This window comes from Candidatus Omnitrophota bacterium (assembly GCA_025453395.1).
Taxonomy (GTDB): domain Bacteria; phylum Omnitrophota; class Gorgyraeia; order Gygaellales; family Profunditerraquicolaceae; genus JAlOQK01.
In genome coordinates this window covers 44972-66780 of the sequence record JALOQK010000003.1, presented here as the reverse complement: position 1 = coordinate 66780, position 21809 = coordinate 44972, and the positions used below count along the sequence as shown (strand labels likewise).

The window sequence follows — 21809 nt, the reverse complement described above, 5'->3', positions numbered from 1 at the left end:
ACCCACCTAAACCATAATTCTGCCAAATATATGGGCATTATACTCCACTTTTCTCTATGCGCCCGGGCAGAATCGAACTGCCACCACTAGCTCCGGAGGCTAGTGCGCTATCCGTTGCGCTACGGGCGCAAATATAAACATCTTTCCAAATACTTAGAGCTATTCCTGTCATGGGCGTCCCGCCATTCTTTGTGGCGGACGCTATCCGTTGAGCTACAGGCGCTTATTTTTCATATAATTCAGCTGAAAGCTGATGACTGACAGCTGATTAAAATAGGCTAAGTTGTTGTTCGCCATGAGTTTTGTCTTCAGAAAAAATACTGATCTTTCCATATTCACCATCATAACCGGGCTGAATATTCACCTGCGAGCGCCTGACCTTCAACACCCCCTCTGCCACGCGCGCGTTCAGGCTTTTCTTAAGCTGCGCTTCAGGCATTTTTAATAAAATCTCAAATTCTGTGCCTACCCGGCCAACTATATTTTTGTATTCGCGCTCTACCGCTACAGAAGCCTTGCCTACTGCTTTAGCTTCCGCGATAATCTCATCTAAGGGAATTAAATTTTTAAAAGGAATGTTATTTTCTGGGACATATCCTTCTGGCCGGTCTGCCAAAGCATTAACCCTGTTGATTACCCCCACGGTAACCGGTTTTTTACATTTAGGGCAAATCCCCTTATTGGCCCGGGTTTCTTCGGGAGAGAAACTTACCCCGCACAGACGATGCCCGTCATAATGATACTTGCCTTCTTCCGGGAAAAATTCAACGGTGTAAAGAAATTTTTTACGATCCTTGGTTTTAAGAGCATTGCGTATAGACATATAATCCAAGTCACAATTAAAAACATTCGCCTCCCGGCCTATCTTTGCCGGCGAATGACTATCAGAATTACTGATAAGCGTATATTTGTCTAAAGCCGAAAGTCTCCAGTTCATCGCCGGGTCACTGGAAAGCCCGGTCTCTATGGCAAAAATATTTTTGGTCTGGTCTTCAAAACAATCTTCAATGCGGTCAAATCCAGACATGGAGCCAAACAAACTAAACCACGGAGTCCATGCATGCGCCGGGACAACCATGCAATTTTCATCAATATCAAAAATAATCCGCGCCAAATCCGCGGCATCCATACCCAATATAGGCCTGCCGTCGGAAGCAAGATTACCGTAACGCGCAAGGGTAGCATTAATTCTTTCTACTGTCTTTAGCGAGGGGGCAAAAACAAGGTTGTGGATACGGTAGCCTTTTCCTTTTTTGGAATAGATGCTGCTTATTTCAGCTGATAGCATAAAATTAACCCCATCATATTCAAATAAGCCATTTCCCGTATCCTGCAACACGCGGCGCAGTTCTTCAAACCACAGGTGGTGCGTAAAATCCCCTGTGGCCATTAAATTGATCCCTTTTAATTTTGCCCAAGCGGCAATATGCTCTATATCCATATCACGGCTTGTGGCGCGGGAATATTTAGAGTGGATATGCAGATCGGCGATAAACTCCATTATTTATTTGCCCCCTCATAGACTATCTGGCCTGCAAGAATGGTGCGCTCTACCGAGCCTATAAATTTCCTGCCAATAAACGGGGAATTTTTGGACTTGGATAAAATCCCCTCTTTGGCTAGAATCATTTCTTTTTTCGGGTCAATAATAACCAGATCCGCGTCTCGGCCAATGCCTAAAGTGCCCTTATTAATTCCTAAAATTCTTGCCGGATTCAAGGCGATCTTTTCCACCAATGCCTTCCAATCCAATATCCCTTTGCCAATTAGCTGCTGAATGCATACGACTAACCCTGATTCTAAGCCTATTTTTCCGAATTCCGCGCGCTCAAATTCAATATCCTTTTCGTTTTCCGTATGCGGGGCGTGGTCTGAAGCGATAGCATCAATAATGCCGCTTCTTAAACCTTCGCGTATAGCTGCCAAATCTTCCTTGGCCCTTAAGGGCGGATTCATTTTCATATTAGTATCATAACCCGCTACATCTTCTTCTGATAAAGCAAAATAATGCGGGGCTGTTTCACAGGTTACCTGAATCCCGTTATTTTTCGCTTGAGCAATAATATCTACTGACTCTTTACAGCTGACATGGGCAATATGTATTGCGGCTTTGGCTTTTTGCGCCAAAATAATATCGCGCTCTACGCGGCTGTATTCTGATTCCTTAGGGATACCGCGCAACCCCAGTTTTGTAGAGATAAAACCTAAGTTTACTACGCCGCCTTTGGAGAGCGCTTTGTCTTCGCAATGCGCAATAACCAAAATATTTTCCCGGGCAGCTTTTTCCAAAGCCTGCATAAATATCTTGTCATCGTCTACCGAAGCACCGTCGTCAGTAATCGCGATTGCGCCGGCCTTTTTTAATCCTGAAACATCGCTTGCTTGTTTACCTGCGCGCTCTTTGGTGATGGTGCCGCTTATAAAGACATTGCACTGCGCGCTTCTTTTAATAATGGAATTCAGTAAGGAAACGTTCTCAGGCGAGTCTATCGCGGGAGTGGTATTGGGCATGGCCAGAAGCGAAGTCACTCCTCCTTTAACAGCCGCCCTTGTGCCGGAAAAAACAGTTTCTTTGTCTTCTCTGCCGGGTTCCCGTAAATGCACATGCATATCTACTATCCCGGGGATAACTATTTTGTCTTTAGCGTCTATCAGCTGGGAGCCGTTTACGCGCAGATCATTGCCGATCTTGGAAATTTTGCCGTTTTCTATTGCCAAATCAACAATGGCGTCAAGATTATTCGCTGGGTCAACTACTCGCGCGTTTTTAATTATTGTTTTCATTTTGCCTGTCGCGTGCTTGGGCAACTAAAAATAAAACTGCCATTCTTACGGCAATGCCGTTTGTGACCTGCTCTAAAATAACCGAATTGGGCCCGTCGGCAACCTCGCTTTCAATCTCTACCCCGCGATTAAGCGGGCCCGGATGCATCACAATAATATCTTTCTTGGCATTCTTAAGGCGCTCTTTGGTGATGCCAAACTTTTTGAAATACTCCAGCTGATGAGGAAAAGCCCCGGCGTCATCGCGTTCGAATTGCATCCTTAAAACATTTACCGCATCCGCGCCTGACAAGGCTTTATCTATATCGCTTGTCACGCGCACCCCCATTTTTTCTATTCCCACCGGAATAAGCATCGGGGGGGCGCAGACAGTAACTTGGGCGCCTAACTTAGTTAATCCCCAAATATTAGATCGCGCCACGCGAGAATGGGCAATGTCTCCAACAATGGCCACTTTAAGGCCTTCGAGGCGGCCTAGTTTTTCTTTTAATGTGAGCATATCCAACAAGGCTTGAGTCGGGTGCTCATGCCATCCGTCGCCGGCATTAACTACGCTTATCCCCACTCTATCTGCCAACATCTTGGCTGAGCCGGAGTAATTATGGCGCATAACAATAACATCGGCTTTCAGGGCCTGGATATTTAAACCGGTATCAATAAGGGTTTCCCCTTTTTTAACGCTTGAGGTTTCGGTGGCAATGTTAATTACATCCGCAGAAAGCCTTTTTGCGGCCACTTCAAAAGACACGCGCGTGCGCGTGGACGGCTCATAAAACAGATTTACTACCATCTTGCCGCGAAGCGCTGGTACTTTTTTAATATCACGGGTGGAAACCTCTTTAAAGGAACTAGCCGTATCCAAAATAAGCTCTATCTCTTCTTTTGTTAGTTCCTCCAGACCTAAGAGATCTTTTTTATTCCAGTTAGCCATAGTTATTTTTTCACGATTAATATCTCGTCGCACCCGTCGGATTCCATGAGACGTACTTCTACGCTTTGATTCTGCGATGTAGGTATATTTTTCCCCACAAAATCTGCTCTAATCGGAAGCTCCCGATGCCCTCTATCAATTAAGACCGCCAGCTGTATAGTACCGGGCCTTCCTAAATCTATCAAGGCATCAAGAGCAGCCCTTATGGTCCTTCCGGTATACAAAACATCATCTACCAAAACTACCTGTTTTCCCGTAATATCAAAATCTATCTCGGTTTTGTGTACCACAGGCTGGTGTGAAATAAGGGTGAGATCGTCTCGGTACAGAGTAATATCTAATATGCCTACCGAAATCTTTTTGCCCTCAATCTTATTGATCTGTTCTGCCAAACGATGCGCCAAGAACGCGCCGCGGCTTCTAATCCCGACCAAGCAAAGGTCTTCTATGCCCTTATTTTTTTCTAAGATCTCGTGGGCAATACGTACTAGCGAGCGGGATATGCCCTCTTGGTCCATAATCTTGATCTGTTCGCTATTCATAGGCAATAAAAAACCCAGATGCTTTCCTGGCAACTGGGCACGCTATAGCTACAATATTTTTCATTTTTATTTCCCTTTCCAGCTTCTCAAGAGCCGGTTTAAAGGTGATCTGATTTAAATAAGTATACCATCGCCGACGCCCAAAGTCAAGCCTAAATTACCACCACGAATTCGCCCCGCGGTTTTTGGTTTTTTAGCTTTTCCGCGATCTGGCCTGCTTTACCGCGGTAGATCTCTTCAAATTTTTTGGTCAATTCCCGCGCCACAACTATATCCTGATCCTCAAACACATCTTGCAGGTCAGCTAACGTAGCTAAAATGCGGTGGCAGGATTCATAAAAAACAACTGTGTTTTTCATCAGGGCAAGCTGTTGCAGGCGATTCTTGCGCGAAATCGGCTTATTCGGCAGGAAGCCGTCAAAAAAGAATTTGTTTGCCGGCTTTCCCGAAACAACCAAGGCATGGATCATGGCATTGGCTCCGGGAATAAAAGTAAGCGGGATATTATTTTCTACGGCAAGATTAATAATATTATGCCCTGGGTCGAGGATCCCGGGGGTGCCGGCATCAGAGATCAAGGCGATAGACTTACCCTCTTTTAACAGGCCAATAAGATATTCTGCTTTAGTGATACGATTATGCTGAAAGAAACTAGTGGTGGGGACAGAAATACCGTATTGCTTTAAAAGAATCTGGCTGTGCCGCGTATCTTCGCAGGCAACCAGGTCCACAGATTTCAAGACCTCTATGGCGCGCAAACTTATGTCTTTGAGGTTACCGATGGGAGTAGCGACAATATATAACATTATTCTACTGTTACTGATTTGGCTAAATTACGCGGCTGATCCACGTCGCAGCCGCGCCTGACTGCCACATGATAGGCCAAAAGCTGCAAAGGCACAGCGGTAACAAGGGGAGAAAATATTTCGCTTACCTGCGGCACATAAATAATCTCTTTGGTCAAAGACGGCATTTTTTTATCGCCTTCGGTTGCGATGGCAATCAATATCCCTTGGCGGGCGAGGATTTCCTGTATGTTAGAAATCATTTTCTCATGGGTGCGCGCCTCGGGGGCGATGCAAACTACCGCGCGATACTCATCAATAAGGGCAATGGGTCCGTGTTTCATTTCTCCGGCAGCGTACCCTTCTGCCGGAATATAAGAAATCTCTTTTAATTTTAAAGCCCCTTCCAGCGCCATGGGGTAATTGACGGTGCGGCCTAAGAATAAAAATGAACCGAAATTATGATGGCGGCTGGCAATATTCTTAATCAGCTTTTGCTGTTTTAAAATCTCTCTTTGCAGCGTTGGACAAGTTTTTAATTCTTTGATCAGGCGCTTCTCTTTATCAGAGATTGTCCCGGAACGGATGCTGTTTAAATAAAACGCCAGTAGGTATAAAGCTAAAAGCTGGGCGGTAAAAGCCTTGGTGGAAGCCACCCCTATTTCAGGGCCGGCATGGGTGTAGATAACCCCGTCGGATTCCCTGACTAAAGTTGAGCCCAAAACATTACAAATAGTAAGGGTGGCGGCTTTTTTCTTTTTGGCTTCGCGCACAGCCGCTAATGTGTCCGCGGTTTCTCCGGATTGGCTGATAGAAAGAACCAGATTATTTTCCCCCACAATGGGGTTGCGGTAACGAAACTCGCTTGAAACGTCCACTGTTACCGGTATCCCGCAAAGCTCTTCAAGGATATATTTGCCGCAAAGCCCGGCATGATAGGCTGTGCCGCAGGCAACAATAATGATTGCGTCTTTGTTGCGCAGATTTTCAGGGGCTATTTTTAATTCCTCAAAAATAACCTGCTGTGAACCGCGGCTAATGCGCGCAGCTAAAATATTTTCTAAAATAGCCGGCTGTTCATTTATTTCCTTGAGCATAAAATGATCCCAGCCTTGTTTCTGCGCCTGCGAAACATCCCAATTGATCTTTGTGGCCTGCCGATGCAGAACCTCTCCGGAAAAAGAAGACAGCGCAAAATTATCCTGGGTCAACACCGCTATTTCCTGGTCCTCCATAAAGGCCACGTCTTTGGTATATTCCAACAGCGCAGAAATATCCGAGGCAAAAAACATTTCGCCCTTGCCAGCGCCTATCACAAGCGGGCTTCCCAGGCGCGCGCCCACAATCTTGCCCGGCTCACGCTTAGAAATTACTACCAAGGCGAAGCTGCCTTCCAAATGCCCTACCGCCTGCTTGACCGCATCCTCCAATAAAACTCCTTGAGTGTAATATTTTTCTATAAGATGCACGGCAACTTCTGTATCGGTCTGGCTTAAAAAAACGTGGTGTTCGCGAATAAGATCTTCTTTGAGCTTAGCGTAATTTTCAATAATGCCGTTATGCACCAGGCTTATTTGATTGTCGCAGCTAAAATGCGGATGGGCGTTAACTTGATTCGGCGCTCCGTGGGTGGCCCAACGGCAATGGCCAATACCGGTTTTCCCTTGCACGGGCTTGGAAGATAAAAGATTCTCTAAATCTTTAATTTTACCGGGCAGCTTGCGGGTAGAAAGTTCTTTTTTGCGGTCTAAAAAAACGCTCAAGCCGCAAGAATCATAGCCGCGGTATTCCAGATGCTTCAGGCCGGATAGAATAACAGTCTGGGCGTCTCTGTCTCCGACATATCCAACAATACCGCACATATGCGCCTCACATTCAATAACCAAACATCAAATTCCAAACATCAAATAAATTCTAATAATCAATGACCAATTACCTAAACAAATTTGGTTCTTGATAATTGATGCTTGGTTATTATTTGGTTATGGGAACTTGGTCATTGATTATTGCCGCGTTTCTTATTAATACCTTGTGACCCGCGACTTTGTATTTTTTAATTTAAAGTGTCCCCAACCGGATTTGAACCGGTGTCGAGAGCTTGAAAAGCTCTTGTCCTAGGCCAGGCTAGACGATGGGGACAGGATTTTATTCTTCCTCTTCTTCAGCGATGACGGGAGCAATACAAGAAACGCGGTCTTTGTCCTGCAGCTTAATCAAACGCACGCCTTGAGCGGATCTGCCGGTGGTGCGGATGTCTTTTATGGCGCAGCGCAGGAAAATTCCGTTTTGAGTAATTGCCATCAACTCATCATTGTCGCTTACTGACTTAACCCTGACCGCAGAACCATTTTTATCAGTAACTTTAATATTAATTATACCTTTACCCCCGCGATTAGTCACGCGGTATTCATCGATAGGGGTGCGTTTGGCAAAACCTAATTCCGTGACAGTTAAAACTGTGGTTTCTTTCTGGGCCAAGATCATATCAATGACTTCATCTTTTTTATCCAGGGTGATCGCGCGTACGCCTTGCGCAGTCCGCCCCATGTCTCTGACCAATGATTCGGAGAAGCGGATAGCTTTGCCGGCGCTTGTCCCGATCAAAAGCTCTTGCTTGCCGTCGGTCATTTCCACGCCGATCAGCTGGTCATCTTTATCTAGGGTCATACCCATAATCCCGCCCTTGCGCGGATTGCTATAGGCATCAAGGTTGGTCTTTTTTATCTGGCCGTTTTTGGTAACCATCACTAAAAATTTATCCGCGGAAAATTCTTTTACCGGAATTGTAGAGCTTACTCTGGATCCCTGCTCCATTTGCACCAAATTCACCAGGGCCTTACCCTTAGAAACGCGGCTGGCCTGGGGGATTTCATAAACCTTCAGCCAATACACCTGGCCCTTATCGGAAAAAATCAAAAGGTAATCCTTGGTGGAAGCCACAAACAGGTGCTCAATAAAATCTTCGTCTTTGACCTCTGCTCCGGTGACGCCTTTGCCGCCGCGCTTTTGCTTGCGGTAGGCGCTTACCGGCAGCCTCTTGATGTACCCGCCGTGGCTTATAGTCACAACCACATCTTCTTCCGCGATCAAATCCTCTATCTGCAGCTCTTCCACTTCCCCGACTATATCGGTGCGCCGGGTATCGCCGTATTTTTCTTTTAAGGCCGCCAGCTCGTCTTTAATGATCGCTTCAACCTTTTTCTCCGACGCCAAAATCGCGCGGCACGATTCTATCGTTTTTAACAGCTGCGCGTATTCGGCGTCTATTTTATCGCGCTCCAGCGCAGTCAAACGCTGCAGCTGCATTTCCAGAATCGCCTGGGCCTGAATTTCAGAAAGCCCGAATTCCTTCATTAATTTTTCCCGCGCCTGCTCAGTGCTCTTGGAAGATTTTATCACGCGGATGATCTGGTCAATATGATCAAGGGCTATTTTTAGCCCTTCTAAAATATGCGCTCTTTTCAGCGCCTTGTCTAGTTCAAATTGAGTACGCCTTTTTATAACTACCTTGCGGTGTTCGATGTATACGTCTATGACTTGCCTTAAGTTCAATACTCTGGGCCGGTTATTCACCAGAGCTAACATAATAATTCCGAATGTCACTTCCAGCTGGGTATGCTTAAAAAGCTGATTTAAAACGATCTGTGACTCTGTATCGCGCTTTAAGTCCACAACAATGCGCATCCCGTCTTTGTCCGATTCGTCGCGAATATCCGAAATGCCTTCGATCTTTTTTTCTTCCACTAAATTCGCGATCGCTTCAATAAGCGCGGCTTTTTGCACCTGATAGGGGATCTCGGTAATTACAATCAGGTCTTTGCCGTTTTTCTGGTGCTCCACGCTGGCCCTGGCGCGCACGGTAAGCTTGCCTCTGCCGGTATTATAGGCATCCTTGATCCCGGCCTTGCCGCAAATAATTCCTCCGGTGGGAAAATCCGGCCCCTTGATATATTTCAAAAGCTCTTTGATCTGCGCCTGAGGATTATCCAAGGCGTATATAATAGCTTCGGCCACCTCGGATAAATTATGCGGGGGAATATTAGTGGCCATGCCGACAGCAATGCCGCTTGAACCATTGACTAAAAGATTGGGCAACACCGCCGGCAAAAGCAAAGGCTCTTTTAAGGAGGCGTCAAAGTTTGGCCCAAAGACAACGGTGTCCTTATCTATATCCGCCAGCATCTCTTCGGAAATAGCGGAAAGCCGCGCTTCGGTATAACGCATGGCCGCGGCAGTATCGCCGTCAACCGAACCAAAGTTCCCCTGGCCTTCCACTAGCGGATAGCGCAAAGAAAAATCCTGCGCCATGCGCACTAAGGTGTCATAAACCGCTACATCCCCGTGGGGATGATATTTACCTAAAACCTCACCGACGATACGCGCGCATTTTTTGTATGGCTTTGAATGCTCTAAATTTAATTCCTGCATCGCGTATAAAATCCTGCGATGCGCTGGCTTCAGGCCGTCGCGGGCATCCGGAAGGGCGCGGCCGACAATAACGCTCATGGCGTAATTCAAATACGCATCTTTTACTTCTTCTTCAATATAAACCGGAACTATTTTTTCATTGCGCGTATACATAATTTATAATCCTAAGCTTTAAGCTTATTTAATGTTTAACATGCTATATATCTAAGTTTTTAACCTGATGCGCGAAATTTTCGATAAATTCCCGGCGCGGCTCTACCTGATCCCCCATCAAAATAGTGAAAATCTTATCCGCCTCTACCGAATCTTCCAGGGTAATTTTTAACAGGGTGCGTTTTTCCGGATCCATAGTGGTTTCCCACAGCTGATGCGGATTCATTTCGCCTAAACCCTTATATCTTTGCAGGTGCATGCTTTTAGAGGCCAGTTCTTGTATATATCTGAACACGTCCTTAAGCCCAAAGAATTCTTTGTATTCTTTTTCATTGGCCACCCGGTAAAGAGGTTTGGTTTTTTTCTTGTCACCCCCGGCTGCAAGCTCTTTTTGGATTAAGAGCTCTTGCGTAAAATAAGTTTCTATCCCCAGCCCTAATTTCTCTAATTTAACAATGACTTGCTCTATATCCGGAGACTCAAAAATCTCCAAAATGTCACATTTATCTGTTTCTTCTTTATCGGTTAATTCTGCCAATTCTTTGTCGGAATAGACAAAATGCTCTTTACCCTCCACTTTAACCCTATAAATAGGCATTTTTTTGGTCTTGGGGTGCCGTAAAGCCAGATATTTTACAGTATTTACTCCCTTTTTCTCTAACACCTTACAGGTTATTTCCAGCTCTGCCAAAAGCGACAAGAGGTCTTTAAAGCGGGCATCTGTAAAGGTATCCTTATCCTTTAGAACTATAAACTCATGGCCTTCCCTGCCCATATCCAACAACAAGCCCTGCATCTGGTTTTCAGTTTGAATATACTCCTCGCGCTGGCCTCTTTTGATTTTAAAAAGCGGCGGCTGGGCAAGATAAACATGCCCTTCTTCCACAAGTTTAGGCATCTGCCGGTATAACAAAGTTAACAAAAGCGTGCGGATATGCGAACCGTCAACATCGGCATCCGCCATCAGGATCAACTTATCGTAACGCAGTTTTGTGAGATCAAATTCTTCTCCTACGCCTGTGCCCAGCGCGGTAATAATGGTGCGGATTTCTTCATTGGACAAAATTTTATCCAGCCGGGATTTTTCCACATTTAAAATTTTCCCTTTAATGGGCAGTATGGCCTGGAACCTGCGGTCTCTGCCTTGCTTGGCAGAACCGCCGGCAGAATCTCCCTCTACTATATAGAGCTCGCACAGCGCGGGATCTCTTTCCGAACAATCCGCTAATTTCCCCGGCAACCCCGCTCCTTCAAGCGCGCCTTTTCTACGGGTCAATTCCCGGGCCTTGCGCGCGGCTTCGCGGGCGCGGGAAGCCACAACAACTTTATCTATGATCTTATTGGCTACTGATGGATTTTCTTCAAAATACTCGTTTAAAGATTCTAATGTGGCAGAGGCTGCCCATCCCTCTACTTCGGAGTTACCTAATTTGGTTTTGGTCTGGCCCTCGAACTGCGGGTTAATAACCTTGGCGCTTATAACCGCGGTTAACCCTTCGCGCACGTCATCTCCGGTGATGGAAATTTCGCCCTTTAATAAATTTTTATTCTTGGCGTATTGGTTGATCGCGCGGGTTAAACCGGATTTAAAGCCCGATAGATGCGTGCCGCCTTCTACGGTATTAATGTTGTTCGCGAAAGAAAACATCGTCTCGGCGTAACCGTCATTATATTGCAGGGCCACCTCCAGGATGGTCTCGTCCTGCTCTTTTTGGAAATATAAAACTTTGTTGTGCAGAGGATTTTTGTTTTTGTTCAGATGCTCCACAAAAGAAACAATCCCGCCGGAGAATTCAAATACCGCCTCTTTATCATGGCGCTCGTCGGTCAATTTAATTTTTAGCCCTTTATTCAAAAAGGCAAGCTCTCTTAAGCGCTGGGATAAAGTGTCATAGGAAAATTCTGTGGTGTTAAAAATGGTTTTATCCGGCTTGAAAGTAACCTTGGTGCCGGTGGTGGCGCTTTTGCCGATCACCGTCAGCTTAGACACGGTTTTGCCGCGCTCATAGCGCTGGTGGTGTACCTTGCCTTCGCGGCGCACTTCTACCTCCAGCCAGTCGGACAGGGCGTTGACAACACTGACCCCCACCCCGTGCAAACCTCCGGAAACCTTATATGCGCGGTGGTCAAACTTACCTCCGGCATGCAAAGTAGTAAGGGCCACTTCAACCGCGGGCTTTTTCTCTGTTTTGTGGATATCAACTGGGATGCCCCGGCCATTATCCGCAACGCTTACGCTATTGTCCGGCCGGATGGCCACAGAAATAGAATCGCAATGCCCGGCAAGCGCTTCATCAACGCTATTATCCACCACCTCATAAACCAAGTGGTGCAGGCCGCGCACTCCGGTATCTCCTATATACATAGCCGGCCGGCGCCTCACCGCCTCTATCCCCTCTAAAACCTGGATAGTTGTTGCGTCATAGGGCTTGTCGGCCTTGGATTGTTTTTTAGTTTCTGCCACGGTTATTCTCCTAAAGAAAAACGGATCTCTTTTGCCTCTTTCATCACTTTTTGGATTTTTGCCAGCAGATTATCTTTTTCCAGCTTCAGATAATACAGCCAGCTAGCAGAATCCACCTTTACAAACAAGGTTCCGTTCTTAAAGGCGTATAATTGTACATGCTCGCAGGCTTTCTTGGCAAGGATTTTTTTCAAAATTTCCTGCGGCCCGTCGATAGCGGCTTTGCCTTTAGGGTTTTGCAGGTTTTCCAATACCGCATTAATTGTTTTATCTATGCGCTCCATCTAACCCAACCGCATCGGCAACACAATATAGGAATACCCTTCCAAACGGAACACCCCGGGCTTCTCGCTGTCAGTTAATTCAAAATCCACGCTTTGGGCGGATAAATTTTTTAACACATCCATTATATAGCTGGGGTTAAAACCAACCGCCAGCTCCTTGCCTTTATAAGAGGCGTGGATTTCTTCGCGCGATTCCCCTATATCCGGTGTTGATTTTGAAATAACCATCTTATCTTTAAAAACTTCGAATTTTACCGCCTGGTAATCCGGGGTGGCTAAAAGCGCCGCTCTTTTTACTGCCAGCAAAAATTGTTCCCGGTCTAAGGTGATTTTTGTTTCCGCAGTCTGCGGGATAACCTGCCGGTAATCAGGGAACTCCCCCTCAATAAGCCGGGAAATGATCGCTTTTTCTCCCAAATCAAACAAAACCTGGTTATTCCCCAGTGTAACGGTCAGCTCTCCGCCTTCTTGCAGGTTGCGATTTAATTCCTGTATGGTTTTACTGGGCACTATCATGTTCATGGTTTTTTCTACCTCTTGCTTTAGTTTGCGCTCAACCACCGCCAGTCTTTTCCCGTCGGTAGCCACTAAAGTAAGCGTGTTTTTTGAGATTTTAAATAATATTCCATTTAAAATATATCGCGCCTCATCAAAAGACACCGCAAAAGAAGTCAGGCGCAGCATTTCTTTCAAAACCCCTTGCTCTAGCTTAAGAGCCTCTTTATCTTTAAATTCCGGCAGCCGGGGGAATTCCTCTTTACCTAAACCCATAATTTTAAACTGGCAGCTAGGCGCCTCTATCGCAACCGTGTTATTTTTTTTGCTATTTAGAACAACCGTATCCGCGGGCAGTTCCCTGACAATATCATTAAAGCGTTTAGCTGGGATAGTTATTGCCCCTTGTTCAACAACCTCCACAGGTATTACACAGGTTATCCCTATATCCAAATCCGTGGCAGTTAATTTTAAATCATTGTTTTGTGTTTCTATTAGGATATTCGCTAATATAGGTAAAGCCGATTTAGGGGTTATCACATTCTGCACAGTTTGTATGGCCGCAAGTAAAGTATTTTTTTCGGTTTTAAACTTCATATATCCCCCTTACTATTAATATTATTTTAATAACTAAAAACAGTATTTGTCTTAGTAGGGCTATGTATTCTGTTGATAAAACAAAACTCCCAATCATTCCAAATAGTTACAGCAAAAAAACTGTGGATAAAAATATAAGCTATTGCTGTATAATCTGTATAAGGTGTTGAATTTTATTTTTCAGTGTTTCGTTTTCCTGGACGCCCAAACGGATTTTATTGTAAGAATGCAAAACCGTAGTGTGGTCTTTCCCGCCAAAAAAACCGCCAATTTCCGGGAACGACAAATCCGTTAACTCTCTGCTTATGTACATAGCTACCTGCCGTGGCAAAACGATATTTTTGTTTCGGCGCTTTGTTTTTAAATCCGCCAAAGAGACCCCAAAATCTTCCGCCACCACCCTTTGGATAAAATCAATAGTGATGAGTTTTTTGGGTTCTTTTAGCAAATCCCTGAGAACCTCGCGCGCCAGATCCAAGGTGATAGGCTTTTCTTCTAACAAAGAATAAGCGATGGTCCTGATCAAGGCCCCTTCTAATTCCCTGATATTGGTTTTGATTAACCCCGCGATAAAAAACAAAACGTCGTCGGGGACAGCTACGGGTTCTCTCTCCACTTTTTTCTTTAGTATGGCCACCCGGGTTTCCAGGTCCGGGGGCTGGATATCTGTGGTCAGGCCCCAACTAAAACGCGACACCAGCCGGTCTTGCAGGTTAGAAATTTCTTTAGGGGGCCGGTCCGAAGAAATTATAATTTGCTTGTGCGCGTCATGCAGGGCGTTAAAGGTATGGAAAAATTCCTCCTGCGTGGATTCTTTTCCGGCGATAAACTGGATATCGTCTATCACGAGCACGTCTACATTGCGGTATTTCTGGCGGAATGCGCCCGTAGAATGTTTTTGGATAGCCTCAATCAATTCATTAGTGAAACGTTCCGAGGTGATATAGCATATTTTTGGGTTGCCGCCTGCCTTTTTAAGAATTTGGTGGCAGGTGGCCTGCATTAAATGGGTCTTGCCCAAGCCCACCCCCCCGTATATAAACAAAGGGTTATAAGTTTTGGCAGGCGCTTCTGCTACTGCCATACAATAGGCATGGGCGTGGCGGTTAGAAGAACCCACAATAAAGTTTTCAAAAGTGTAGCGCGCGCTTAACCCCGCGGCATTTTGAGGCTGGAACTCGGGCGTGTTTATCGGCGTCCTTGTTTCTGTTGCAGCTGCGGCAGCAGCCTGCGGCTCTGACAAAACCCCGATATCAACAGTAACCACCCGGTTGGCGTGGCGGTTAAAAGCATCCTGGATGGCTGATTTATAGTTTTTTTCCACCCATTCCCGGAAAAAACTGTCTGGGGCTTCCAAAATCAGGCTGTTGGCATTGTTCATCCGCGGCCGTAAGGGTAAAATCCAGGTTTCAAACGGGGTTTGGCCTAAGTCCGCGCGCAAACCGTTCTTTGTAGTTTCCCAAAGGGAGAGTATGTCCATGGTTTTCTCACAGAATCCACAGCTTATTCACATATTGGATAAACCTGTGGAAACATTATAACAGGCTAAAAGGCATATGCAAGTAAAAATCTTAGAGGCTTTATTATACAAAGATTTAGCTATCAGTCAACTAAAAATTAAAAAAGTAATTGTTGTATTGACTAGATTGGAGTTTGTGTTATAATTACTCCCCTATATATTATTAACACTCGGCGCTTATCGTACCCGGCACAACTTGATGTGCCGGTGTTCGCCTTGCTGGCGAAGTATTGCGCCGGTGTTCACTACTGGAACACTCGGCGCTTATCGGAATTGCGCCGGTGTTCACTACTGTGAAGGAGAGTGGAATGAAGAAACACCTAAAAACCCCAACAAATATTGTCGGTGTAAGAGTCCATGGATTCAGAAGCCGCATGGCCAGTAAGTCCGGCAGGGCGGTTTTATCCCGTCGTCGGCAAAAGGGCAGAAAAGCGCTTTGTCCTTAATGGTTATCAGGCGTTTCATAAATAGTTTTATATTATTATATCAGCGCCTTATCAGGCCGTTGCTGCCGGTTTGCTGTCGTTTCTATCCCAGCTGTTCAGAATACAGCCGCCAGGCAGTTATGAAATACGGAGTGTTCAAAGGCGCAGCAAAGTCTGTGTGGCGGATCTTGCGTTGTAACCCGTTTTCCGACGGGGGCGAAGATCACCTAACTTAAGGAAGGTTATGGAAAAAAGAGTTATCTTGGCAGTAGTTCTTTCTAGCATGGTGATTATGTTTTGGTCCATGTTCATAGAAAAAAAGGCCGTGCCTACTGTTGCCGGCAATGTTCCGGCGCAGACGGTTTTGCCTCCCAGCGAGCAGGATCAACATCCTGCAAGTGTTTCTTTGGCGCCTGCGGTTAAGCCGGCACCGTCGACTAGGATTATTTACCACCAGCCCGACGTGGATTTTACTTTTCAAGAAGAAACCGCCAGTATAGAAAGCGCGACCTTTAAAAAATATAAAAATTATGAATTTACCCTCACAGACGCCTTCTTGTTAAAAGGCAGCAGATTAGTTTTTAAGAAAGAAAAACAGATCCCCAGAGAAATATCCTTCACAGCAAAAGACGGCGGCATGGAGATCAAAAAGCGCTTCATTTTCGCTAAGCCCAACTATGGCATGGACTTAGAAATAGAAATCACCAATCTTTCTTCTTCCCCCATTGCTTTTTCTGCTCCTTTTTTGCTGGGCACAGCAAAAAATACTGGGCCAGCTGGCCAATTCTTAGATGTCGCGGTTTCTGCGCAGGGGAAAATTACTCATGCGCGGCCGGATAAAGATAGATTATTAAAGGGGGTTGATTTTTCTGCTTTTAGAGAGCAATATTTTGTCAATATTGTACAGCCACAAACAGACAATAATACCGTTGCTATTAGCAAAATTAATGTCCAATCTGGCGAGATTTCAATCTTATTTCAGCCTGTAATTGTCCAATCTGGCGAAAAGAGAAGCTTGATATGTAAGGCCTATATAGGGCCGCAAGACTGGTCTTTAATCCAGCCTGTTGACCCAGATTGGGTAGGAATTATTAATTATGGCTTTTTTGATGTTATCTCCCAAGGGTTGATCAAGCTCTTGAGATTATTTTATTGGATGGTGCACAATTGGGGCGTGGCCATTTTGTTGTTAAGTGTTGCAATATATGCACTTCTGTTCCCGCTCACCATTAAGCAGATGCGCGCCATGAAAGATATGCAAATGCTGCAGCCCAAAATAGAACAGCTAAAAGCTAAATATAAGGATAACCCGCAAAAATTACAACGAGAGACTTTAGAGTTATATAAAGAACATAAAGTTAATCCTTTGGGAGGGTGCTTGCCGCTTTTGTTGCAGATGCCCGTCTTTTTTGCTTTATACCAAGCTCTTACGAGGTCTATAGTGTTAAAAGGGGCGCGCTTTCTTTGGATAGATGATCTGTCCTTGCCGGATAAGGCAATAACTTTAAAGAGCGCCCTGCCAATCATAGGCACGCAAATTAATATTCTGCCGATTTTAATGGCCATTCTCATGGTGGTACAGCAAAAAGTTTCTACTCCCAAGGCGGTTAATAGTGAATATGCCCAACAGCAAAAAATGATGACCATTGTTATGCCTGTGCTTTTTGGCTTTATTTTTTATACAATGCCTTCGGGCTTAGTATTATATTGGTTAGTAAATAGCGCTATGTCTGCTACGTTTCAGGCGCGCATAATGAAAGCAGCGAAATGAAGAAACAAGGATTAGAAGTCGTAGGCTCAACCGTAGAAGAAGCAGTACAAATAGCGCTTAAAAAGCTTAACTTGCCGCGCAATAAAGTTAAAATTGAGATATTGAGCGAAGAAAAACGAGGTTTATTCGGCATGCCCGGGGCAAGCTTGGCCAAGATCAGGGTGAACCTAATAGAAGCAGGCGAAAATCACTTGACAGAGGGCGGTAAATAGAGATAATAAGGAGAGGTCCCAAATTGTTCCACGAGGAACAATTTGAAAAGCCAATTGTTCCACGAGGAACAATTGAAGTCAAAAAAAGCGTTCTATGGGCAAGATTATCACTATTTGTAATCAAAAGGGCGGCACAGGCAAGACCACCACAGCAGTGAACGTTGCGGCCTATTTAGCTTTAGCTGGCAAGAAAGTAGTCTTGGTAGATCTTGATCCCCAAGGCAATGCCACCAGCGGTTCAGGCGTGGATAAGCATAAAGTATCCAAAAGCACTTACCATATGCTCTTAGAAGACGCAGAGCTTAAAGACATACTGCATCTTACTGAAGTGCCTAATTTTTTTGTTGCCCCGGCAAATTTAGATTTGACTGGCGCGGAAGTAGAATTAGTCAGCGCCTTAGGCAGAGAGAACCGTTTAAAAAAAGCCCTGTCCAAAGAAAAAGATAATTACGACTATATCTTTATTGACTCGCCGCCGTCATTAGGGCTTCTTACCATTAACGCCCTTTGTGCCGCAGATTCAGTTTTGGTGCCGGTGCAATGTGAATATTATGCCCTAGAAGGCGTGTCGCAACTCCTTAATACTGTTAATCTTATAAAAAATAACCTCAATCAAAGCCTAATCATTGAAGGCGTGCTTTTAACTATGGCGGATTTTCGCACCAACTTAACTAAGGAAGTGGTTGAAGAGGTAAGAGGACATTTTAAAGATAAAGTTTACCACACTATTATACCCAGAAGTATTCGTTTAACAGAAGCCCCTAGTTTTGGCAAGCCCATAGCTTTGTATGATAAGGAATCTTTGGGGGCGCTGAAGTATGAAGAGTTATCCAAGGAAATGATGAAATAAATGTCCAAACTGCAGATTGGACATTTATAAGGCCATAAATCAGGAGAGACTATGGAAAAAAGAGCGCTTGGTAAAGGGTTAAACGCATTAATTCCGGAAAAGGAAGAAATCATCGGCTCTTCTGCGGATGAAATCCCAATTGCTAAGATTAGGCCTAATCCTTTTCAGCCCCGGGAAGATTTTGACGCCCAGAGCCTGGATGAACTTGTTCAGTCCATAAAAGAAAAAGGCGTGATCCAGCCGGTGTTGGTGCGCAGGCACGGTGAAGATTATGAACTTATCGCGGGGGAAAGAAGATTGCGGGCTGCGCAGAGCTTGAATATGGCAAAGATCCCGGCAGTGATAAAAGATGCCGATGATAAGGAATCTTTAGAGCTTGCTTTAATTGAAAATATTCAAAGGCAGAGCTTAAATCCGATAGAAGAAGCGCGCGCCTATAAATACCTGATTGATAAATTTGAACTAACCCAGGAGAAGGTAAGCGAGGTTTTGGGAAGAGCCCGTGCCAGCGTGGCTAACACCTTAAGGTTATTAAATCTTCCGCCGGAAATACAAGAGAAGATCAAAAACGGCGCGTTAAGCTTTGCCCATGGCAAGGCGCTTTTGGAAATTACCGACGAGCAATTACAGAAAAAGATCGCGCACGAAGTAATAGCAAGAAATCTGTCTGTGCGGGAATTGGAAAATTTATTGAAAAGCCGCAGGGTGCGTAAAACTAAGGCACGGCCTTGCTTTGCGGGAAAAGCAACCCTGATCGAAGTCATAGAGGAACAATTACAGCAAGCGCTGGCTACCAAAGTGCGGGTGGTTAAAGGTAAAAAACGCGGGGTCATAACTATAGAATTTTATTCTGAAGCTGACTTAGAAAGAATTGCTAATAAAATCAAGGGAGGTAATTGATTATGGGGCAGGCAGTTTTGGTTTTGATTAAACCCGATGGGCTAAAAAAATCTTTGACCGGAAATATCCTGACCCGTTTGTCCGAGACCAAGCTGGAAATAGTCGCGGCCAGGATGGTCAGGGTTTCAGAAGAGCTGGCCAAAGAGCACTATAAGCACCTGCAAGACAAACCGTTTTTTGGGGAGCTTATCAAGTATCTGCGCGGGGAACTCCACGACAGGCGCAAGGTTATGGCCTTGGTTTATTGGGGAGAAGAGGCGATTAATAAATGCCGTCAATTAGCAGGGGCGACTAATCCCGAAGAAGCAGAGCCCACATCTATTCGCGGCTCATACGGTAGGATTTTGACCTCCGGGCTTTTTGAGAACGTGATCCATGTTTCTTCAAATCCCGAAGAGGCCGAGAGAGAAATTAAATTATGGTTTACTCCCGAAGAAATCATAGTGGATCTTTATCCGACGAAAGAAAAGAAAGACAGTAAGATTGTCCAGGCTTGGGCTCAAGGAGAAAAAACATGATTCAGGGCATGACAGGTTTTGGTTTTAGTCTTGTGAAAGTAAAAAACGGGAAGATCTCCGTGCAGATAAGAAGCACCAATCACAAATTCCGCGAGGTGGCGCTTCATCTTTCCGAGGGTCATCTTGGGCTTGAAGAGGCGATCAGAGAGCAGATTGAAAACAGGATCAGGCGAGGCAGAATCTCTTGCGCAATAGACATCCAGATAAAATATCCGCAGGATGTGTCGGTGAACAGCCAGCTTTTGAAAAAATACAGTTTTGCTTTAAGGCAGATCCAAAGGGATTTTTCAACTAGCGAAAATATTTCTTTGGATACACTGATCAGGCTGCCGGGGGTTTTGTCTTTGAAAGAAACCGGGCAAGATAAAGAGGCCTTGTTGCCGCACGTAAGAAACGCCTTAAGCGGGGCGCTGGATGATCTGTTAAGGATGCGCCATAAGGAAGGCACCGCTTTAGAAAAAATTTTGCGCAAAATGGCCAACAAGCTTTTAATTGATGTCGCCCTGGTTAAGCAAAGGTTTGCCAGGTCAAGCAAATTGAAGCTGGCGGTCCTTAAAAGCGACGAGGAGAAATCCGCGTTTTTACGCAATTCCGATATTACCGAGGAGATGGACCGTTTAACCTTTCACGCTAAAAGTTTCCTCCAAAAATTAGCTAAAAATAATTCCGTGGGCAAGGAGCTGGATTTTATCGCTCAGGAAATGCAAAGAGAAGCAAATACCATGGCGGCTAAATCCTGCGATAAGATGGTTTCTTCCCGCGCCGTGCAGATAAAAAGCCTTATAGAAAAAATCCGGGAACAGGCGCAAAATGTTGATTAAGGGAAACATTTTTGTTGTCTGCGGGCCGTCGGGATCAGGCAAGACAACGCTGGCCAAGAGCCTTCTTAAGTCCGCTATTTCTAAGATGCGCTTGATGCGCTCGGTGTCTTTGACTACCCGCCCCAAGCGCTCAACAGAGGCAGATAAAAAAGATTATTTCTTCGTCTCTAAAAAAGAATTCCAGCGCCTGAAAAGGGCAAAAAAAATCCTTGAATGGACCCGGTATTTAGGGTATGATTACGGGACTCCCAAAGACTTCATAGACCAAAACCTTAGCAAGGATAAGCAAATAATCATGTGCCTGGACCTGAAAGGCGCAAGAAGAATTAAGCGCTCTTATCCTTCTTGCGCAACGGCCATTTTTATTATGCCTCCGTCGCTGAGTGAGTTGGAAAAGAGGATCAGGAACCGCTGCGGCGCTACATCAGAGAAAGAGATCAAAAGAAGGATTTTTCTTGCTAAAAAGGAAATAAAGTCTGCCCAGGGATTTGATTATTGCATAGTCAATGATAACTTGAAAACCGCCCAGCAAAAGTTGCGCGGGATAATTGAGAGTAAAATAAAAGGAAGGTAAGAATGACCTACGTGCCGCTTGAGAAATTATTGGATAAGACAAACCACTCGATCTATAAACTTGTTATTTTGGCTTCTAAGAGAGCGCTGGAAATAGCCGAAGGCCAGCCCAGGCTGGTGTTGAGTCTGCCGCTTGCTATGAAGCCGTCAACCGTGGCATTATTTGAGATTGCCGCCGGGAAAGTTTATTGCAAGAAAATAGAAAATAACTAATGCCAAAAGAAAAGAAGCAAATCATTTTAGGGGTTACCGCAAGTGTGGCGATTTATAAAGCCTGCGATTTGGTGCGCCGCCTGCGGGAAAATAATTTTGGCGTTACGGTGGTAATGACCCAAGAGGCGAAAGAATTGATCCGCCCAGCTTTATTTGAGGCGGTTAGCTTTAATAAAGTTTATACGGAAATGTTTAATTCCGACCGTGTCTGGGAAATAGAGCATATTTCTTTGGCCGAGAAAGCGGATTTGATTTTGATTGCCCCGGCAACCGCAAATATTATCGGGAAGCTTGCCAACGGGATCTGTGACGATCTTTTAAGCTGTACGGTTATAGCAAGCAATGCGCCGGTTTTAATTGCCGCGGCGATGAATACCAAGATGTATCAAAATAAAATCGTGCAGGATAATATTAAGAAGTTAAAGACAGTAGGGTATAAATTTATCGGGCCAGTTGAAGGAAATTTGGCCTGCGGCAAAAAAGGTTTAGGCTGCTTGGCTGGCGTTGAAGAGATAATAAAAGAAGTAAAAAGATTATTATAATT

The 21809-nt window shown here is 45.0% G+C and carries 22 protein-coding genes and 2 tRNA genes; 11 read left to right on the top strand and 13 right to left on the bottom strand.

Translation table 11 applies throughout. The features are described 5' to 3' along the window. Positions 1–57: 57 nt before the first annotated feature. The 13 genes from MUF05_04390 to dnaA form a co-directional block, all read right to left on the bottom strand. Positions 58–129: transfer RNA gene (locus tag MUF05_04390), tRNA-Arg, on the bottom strand. Between the two features lie 139 nt (positions 130–268). After that, positions 269–1501, bottom strand: a complete 1233-nt coding sequence (locus tag MUF05_04385; protein ID MCU0666315.1) for an endonuclease Q family protein — start codon at positions 1499–1501, stop codon at positions 269–271. After that, entirely contained in the window at positions 1501–2784 is a 1284-nt protein-coding gene (locus MUF05_04380; protein ID MCU0666314.1) for a dihydroorotase, read from the bottom strand. Before MUF05_04380 ends, MUF05_04385 begins: the two co-directional genes overlap by 1 nt. Continuing rightward, positions 2768–3715 (bottom strand): aspartate carbamoyltransferase catalytic subunit, encoded by a 948-nt coding sequence (locus MUF05_04375; protein ID MCU0666313.1) that lies wholly within the window; start codon positions 3713–3715, stop codon positions 2768–2770. Before MUF05_04375 ends, MUF05_04380 begins: the two co-directional genes overlap by 17 nt. A 2-nt stretch (positions 3716–3717) precedes the next feature. After that, the gene (gene pyrR, locus MUF05_04370; protein ID MCU0666312.1) at positions 3718–4257 is read right to left on the bottom strand and encodes a bifunctional pyr operon transcriptional regulator/uracil phosphoribosyltransferase PyrR; all 540 of its coding nucleotides are present in this window, start codon (positions 4255–4257) and stop codon (positions 3718–3720) included. 152 nt (positions 4258–4409) lie between these two features. After that, positions 4410–5063 (bottom strand): 16S rRNA (cytidine(1402)-2'-O)-methyltransferase, encoded by a 654-nt coding sequence (gene rsmI / locus MUF05_04365; protein ID MCU0666311.1) that lies wholly within the window; start codon positions 5061–5063, stop codon positions 4410–4412. Further along, a complete protein-coding gene (glmS, locus tag MUF05_04360; protein MCU0666310.1) occupies positions 5063–6904 on the bottom strand; it encodes a glutamine--fructose-6-phosphate transaminase (isomerizing) in 1842 nt (613 codons plus the stop codon). Before glmS ends, rsmI begins: the two co-directional genes overlap by 1 nt. A 202-nt stretch (positions 6905–7106) precedes the next feature. Then, a tRNA-Glu gene (locus tag MUF05_04355) sits at positions 7107–7181 on the bottom strand. Positions 7182–7187: 6 nt separating this feature from the next. Beyond that, complete coding sequence (gyrA, locus tag MUF05_04350; protein ID MCU0666309.1) at positions 7188–9623, bottom strand: DNA gyrase subunit A; 2436 nt, start codon at positions 9621–9623, stop codon at positions 7188–7190. 43 nt (positions 9624–9666) lie between these two features. After that, positions 9667–12087 (bottom strand): DNA topoisomerase (ATP-hydrolyzing) subunit B, encoded by a 2421-nt coding sequence (gene gyrB / locus MUF05_04345; GenBank protein MCU0666308.1) that lies wholly within the window; start codon positions 12085–12087, stop codon positions 9667–9669. 2 nt (positions 12088–12089) lie between these two features. After that, on the bottom strand, positions 12090–12371 hold the full coding sequence (locus MUF05_04340) for a DUF721 domain-containing protein (protein ID MCU0666307.1): 282 nt from the start codon (positions 12369–12371) through the stop codon (positions 12090–12092). Next, entirely contained in the window at positions 12372–13463 is a 1092-nt protein-coding gene (dnaN, locus tag MUF05_04335; protein ID MCU0666306.1) for a DNA polymerase III subunit beta, read from the bottom strand. Positions 13464–13602: 139 nt separating this feature from the next. Then, on the bottom strand, positions 13603–14943 hold the full coding sequence (gene dnaA, locus MUF05_04330) for a chromosomal replication initiator protein DnaA (GenBank protein ID MCU0666305.1): 1341 nt from the start codon (positions 14941–14943) through the stop codon (positions 13603–13605). 347 nt (positions 14944–15290) lie between these two features. Here dnaA and rpmH point away from each other — a divergent pair, with 347 nt between their 5' ends. From rpmH to MUF05_04275, 11 genes are all read left to right on the top strand, one after another. Then, positions 15291–15428, top strand: coding sequence for a 50S ribosomal protein L34 (rpmH, locus tag MUF05_04325; GenBank protein MCU0666304.1), 138 nt, complete (start codon positions 15291–15293; stop codon positions 15426–15428). Further along, positions 15428–15643, top strand: coding sequence for a membrane protein insertion efficiency factor YidD (yidD, locus tag MUF05_04320; protein ID MCU0666303.1), 216 nt, complete (start codon positions 15428–15430; stop codon positions 15641–15643). The genes rpmH and yidD overlap by 1 nt, the downstream gene beginning before the upstream one ends. A gap of 8 nt (positions 15644–15651) precedes the next feature. Then, positions 15652–17178, top strand: a complete 1527-nt coding sequence (gene yidC, locus MUF05_04315; GenBank protein ID MCU0666302.1) for a membrane protein insertase YidC — start codon at positions 15652–15654, stop codon at positions 17176–17178. Next, a complete protein-coding gene (locus MUF05_04310; GenBank protein MCU0666301.1) occupies positions 17175–17390 on the top strand; it encodes a Jag N-terminal domain-containing protein in 216 nt (71 codons plus the stop codon). The genes yidC and MUF05_04310 overlap by 4 nt, the downstream gene beginning before the upstream one ends. A 94-nt stretch (positions 17391–17484) precedes the next feature. Next, positions 17485–18240 (top strand): AAA family ATPase, encoded by a 756-nt coding sequence (locus tag MUF05_04305; protein ID MCU0666300.1) that lies wholly within the window; start codon positions 17485–17487, stop codon positions 18238–18240. 51 nt (positions 18241–18291) lie between these two features. Next, on the top strand, positions 18292–19140 hold the full coding sequence (locus tag MUF05_04300; protein ID MCU0666299.1) for a ParB/RepB/Spo0J family partition protein: 849 nt from the start codon (positions 18292–18294) through the stop codon (positions 19138–19140). A 2-nt stretch (positions 19141–19142) separates the two neighbouring features. Next, on the top strand, positions 19143–19658 hold the full coding sequence (locus tag MUF05_04295) for a nucleoside-diphosphate kinase (GenBank protein ID MCU0666298.1): 516 nt from the start codon (positions 19143–19145) through the stop codon (positions 19656–19658). Beyond that, the gene (locus tag MUF05_04290) at positions 19655–20479 is read left to right on the top strand and encodes a YicC family protein (GenBank protein MCU0666297.1); all 825 of its coding nucleotides are present in this window, start codon (positions 19655–19657) and stop codon (positions 20477–20479) included. Before MUF05_04295 ends, MUF05_04290 begins: the two co-directional genes overlap by 4 nt. After that, on the top strand, positions 20469–21053 hold the full coding sequence (gmk, locus tag MUF05_04285) for a guanylate kinase (protein MCU0666296.1): 585 nt from the start codon (positions 20469–20471) through the stop codon (positions 21051–21053). The genes MUF05_04290 and gmk overlap by 11 nt, the downstream gene beginning before the upstream one ends. 2 nt (positions 21054–21055) lie before the next feature. Further along, positions 21056–21265 carry a DNA-directed RNA polymerase subunit omega gene (rpoZ, locus tag MUF05_04280; GenBank protein ID MCU0666295.1) on the top strand — a complete coding sequence of 70 codons (210 nt, stop codon included), beginning with the start codon at positions 21056–21058 and terminating at the stop codon, positions 21263–21265. Continuing rightward, positions 21265–21807 carry a hypothetical protein gene (locus MUF05_04275; GenBank protein ID MCU0666294.1) on the top strand — a complete coding sequence of 181 codons (543 nt, stop codon included), beginning with the start codon at positions 21265–21267 and terminating at the stop codon, positions 21805–21807. Before rpoZ ends, MUF05_04275 begins: the two co-directional genes overlap by 1 nt. Positions 21808–21809: the final 2 nt, after the last annotated feature.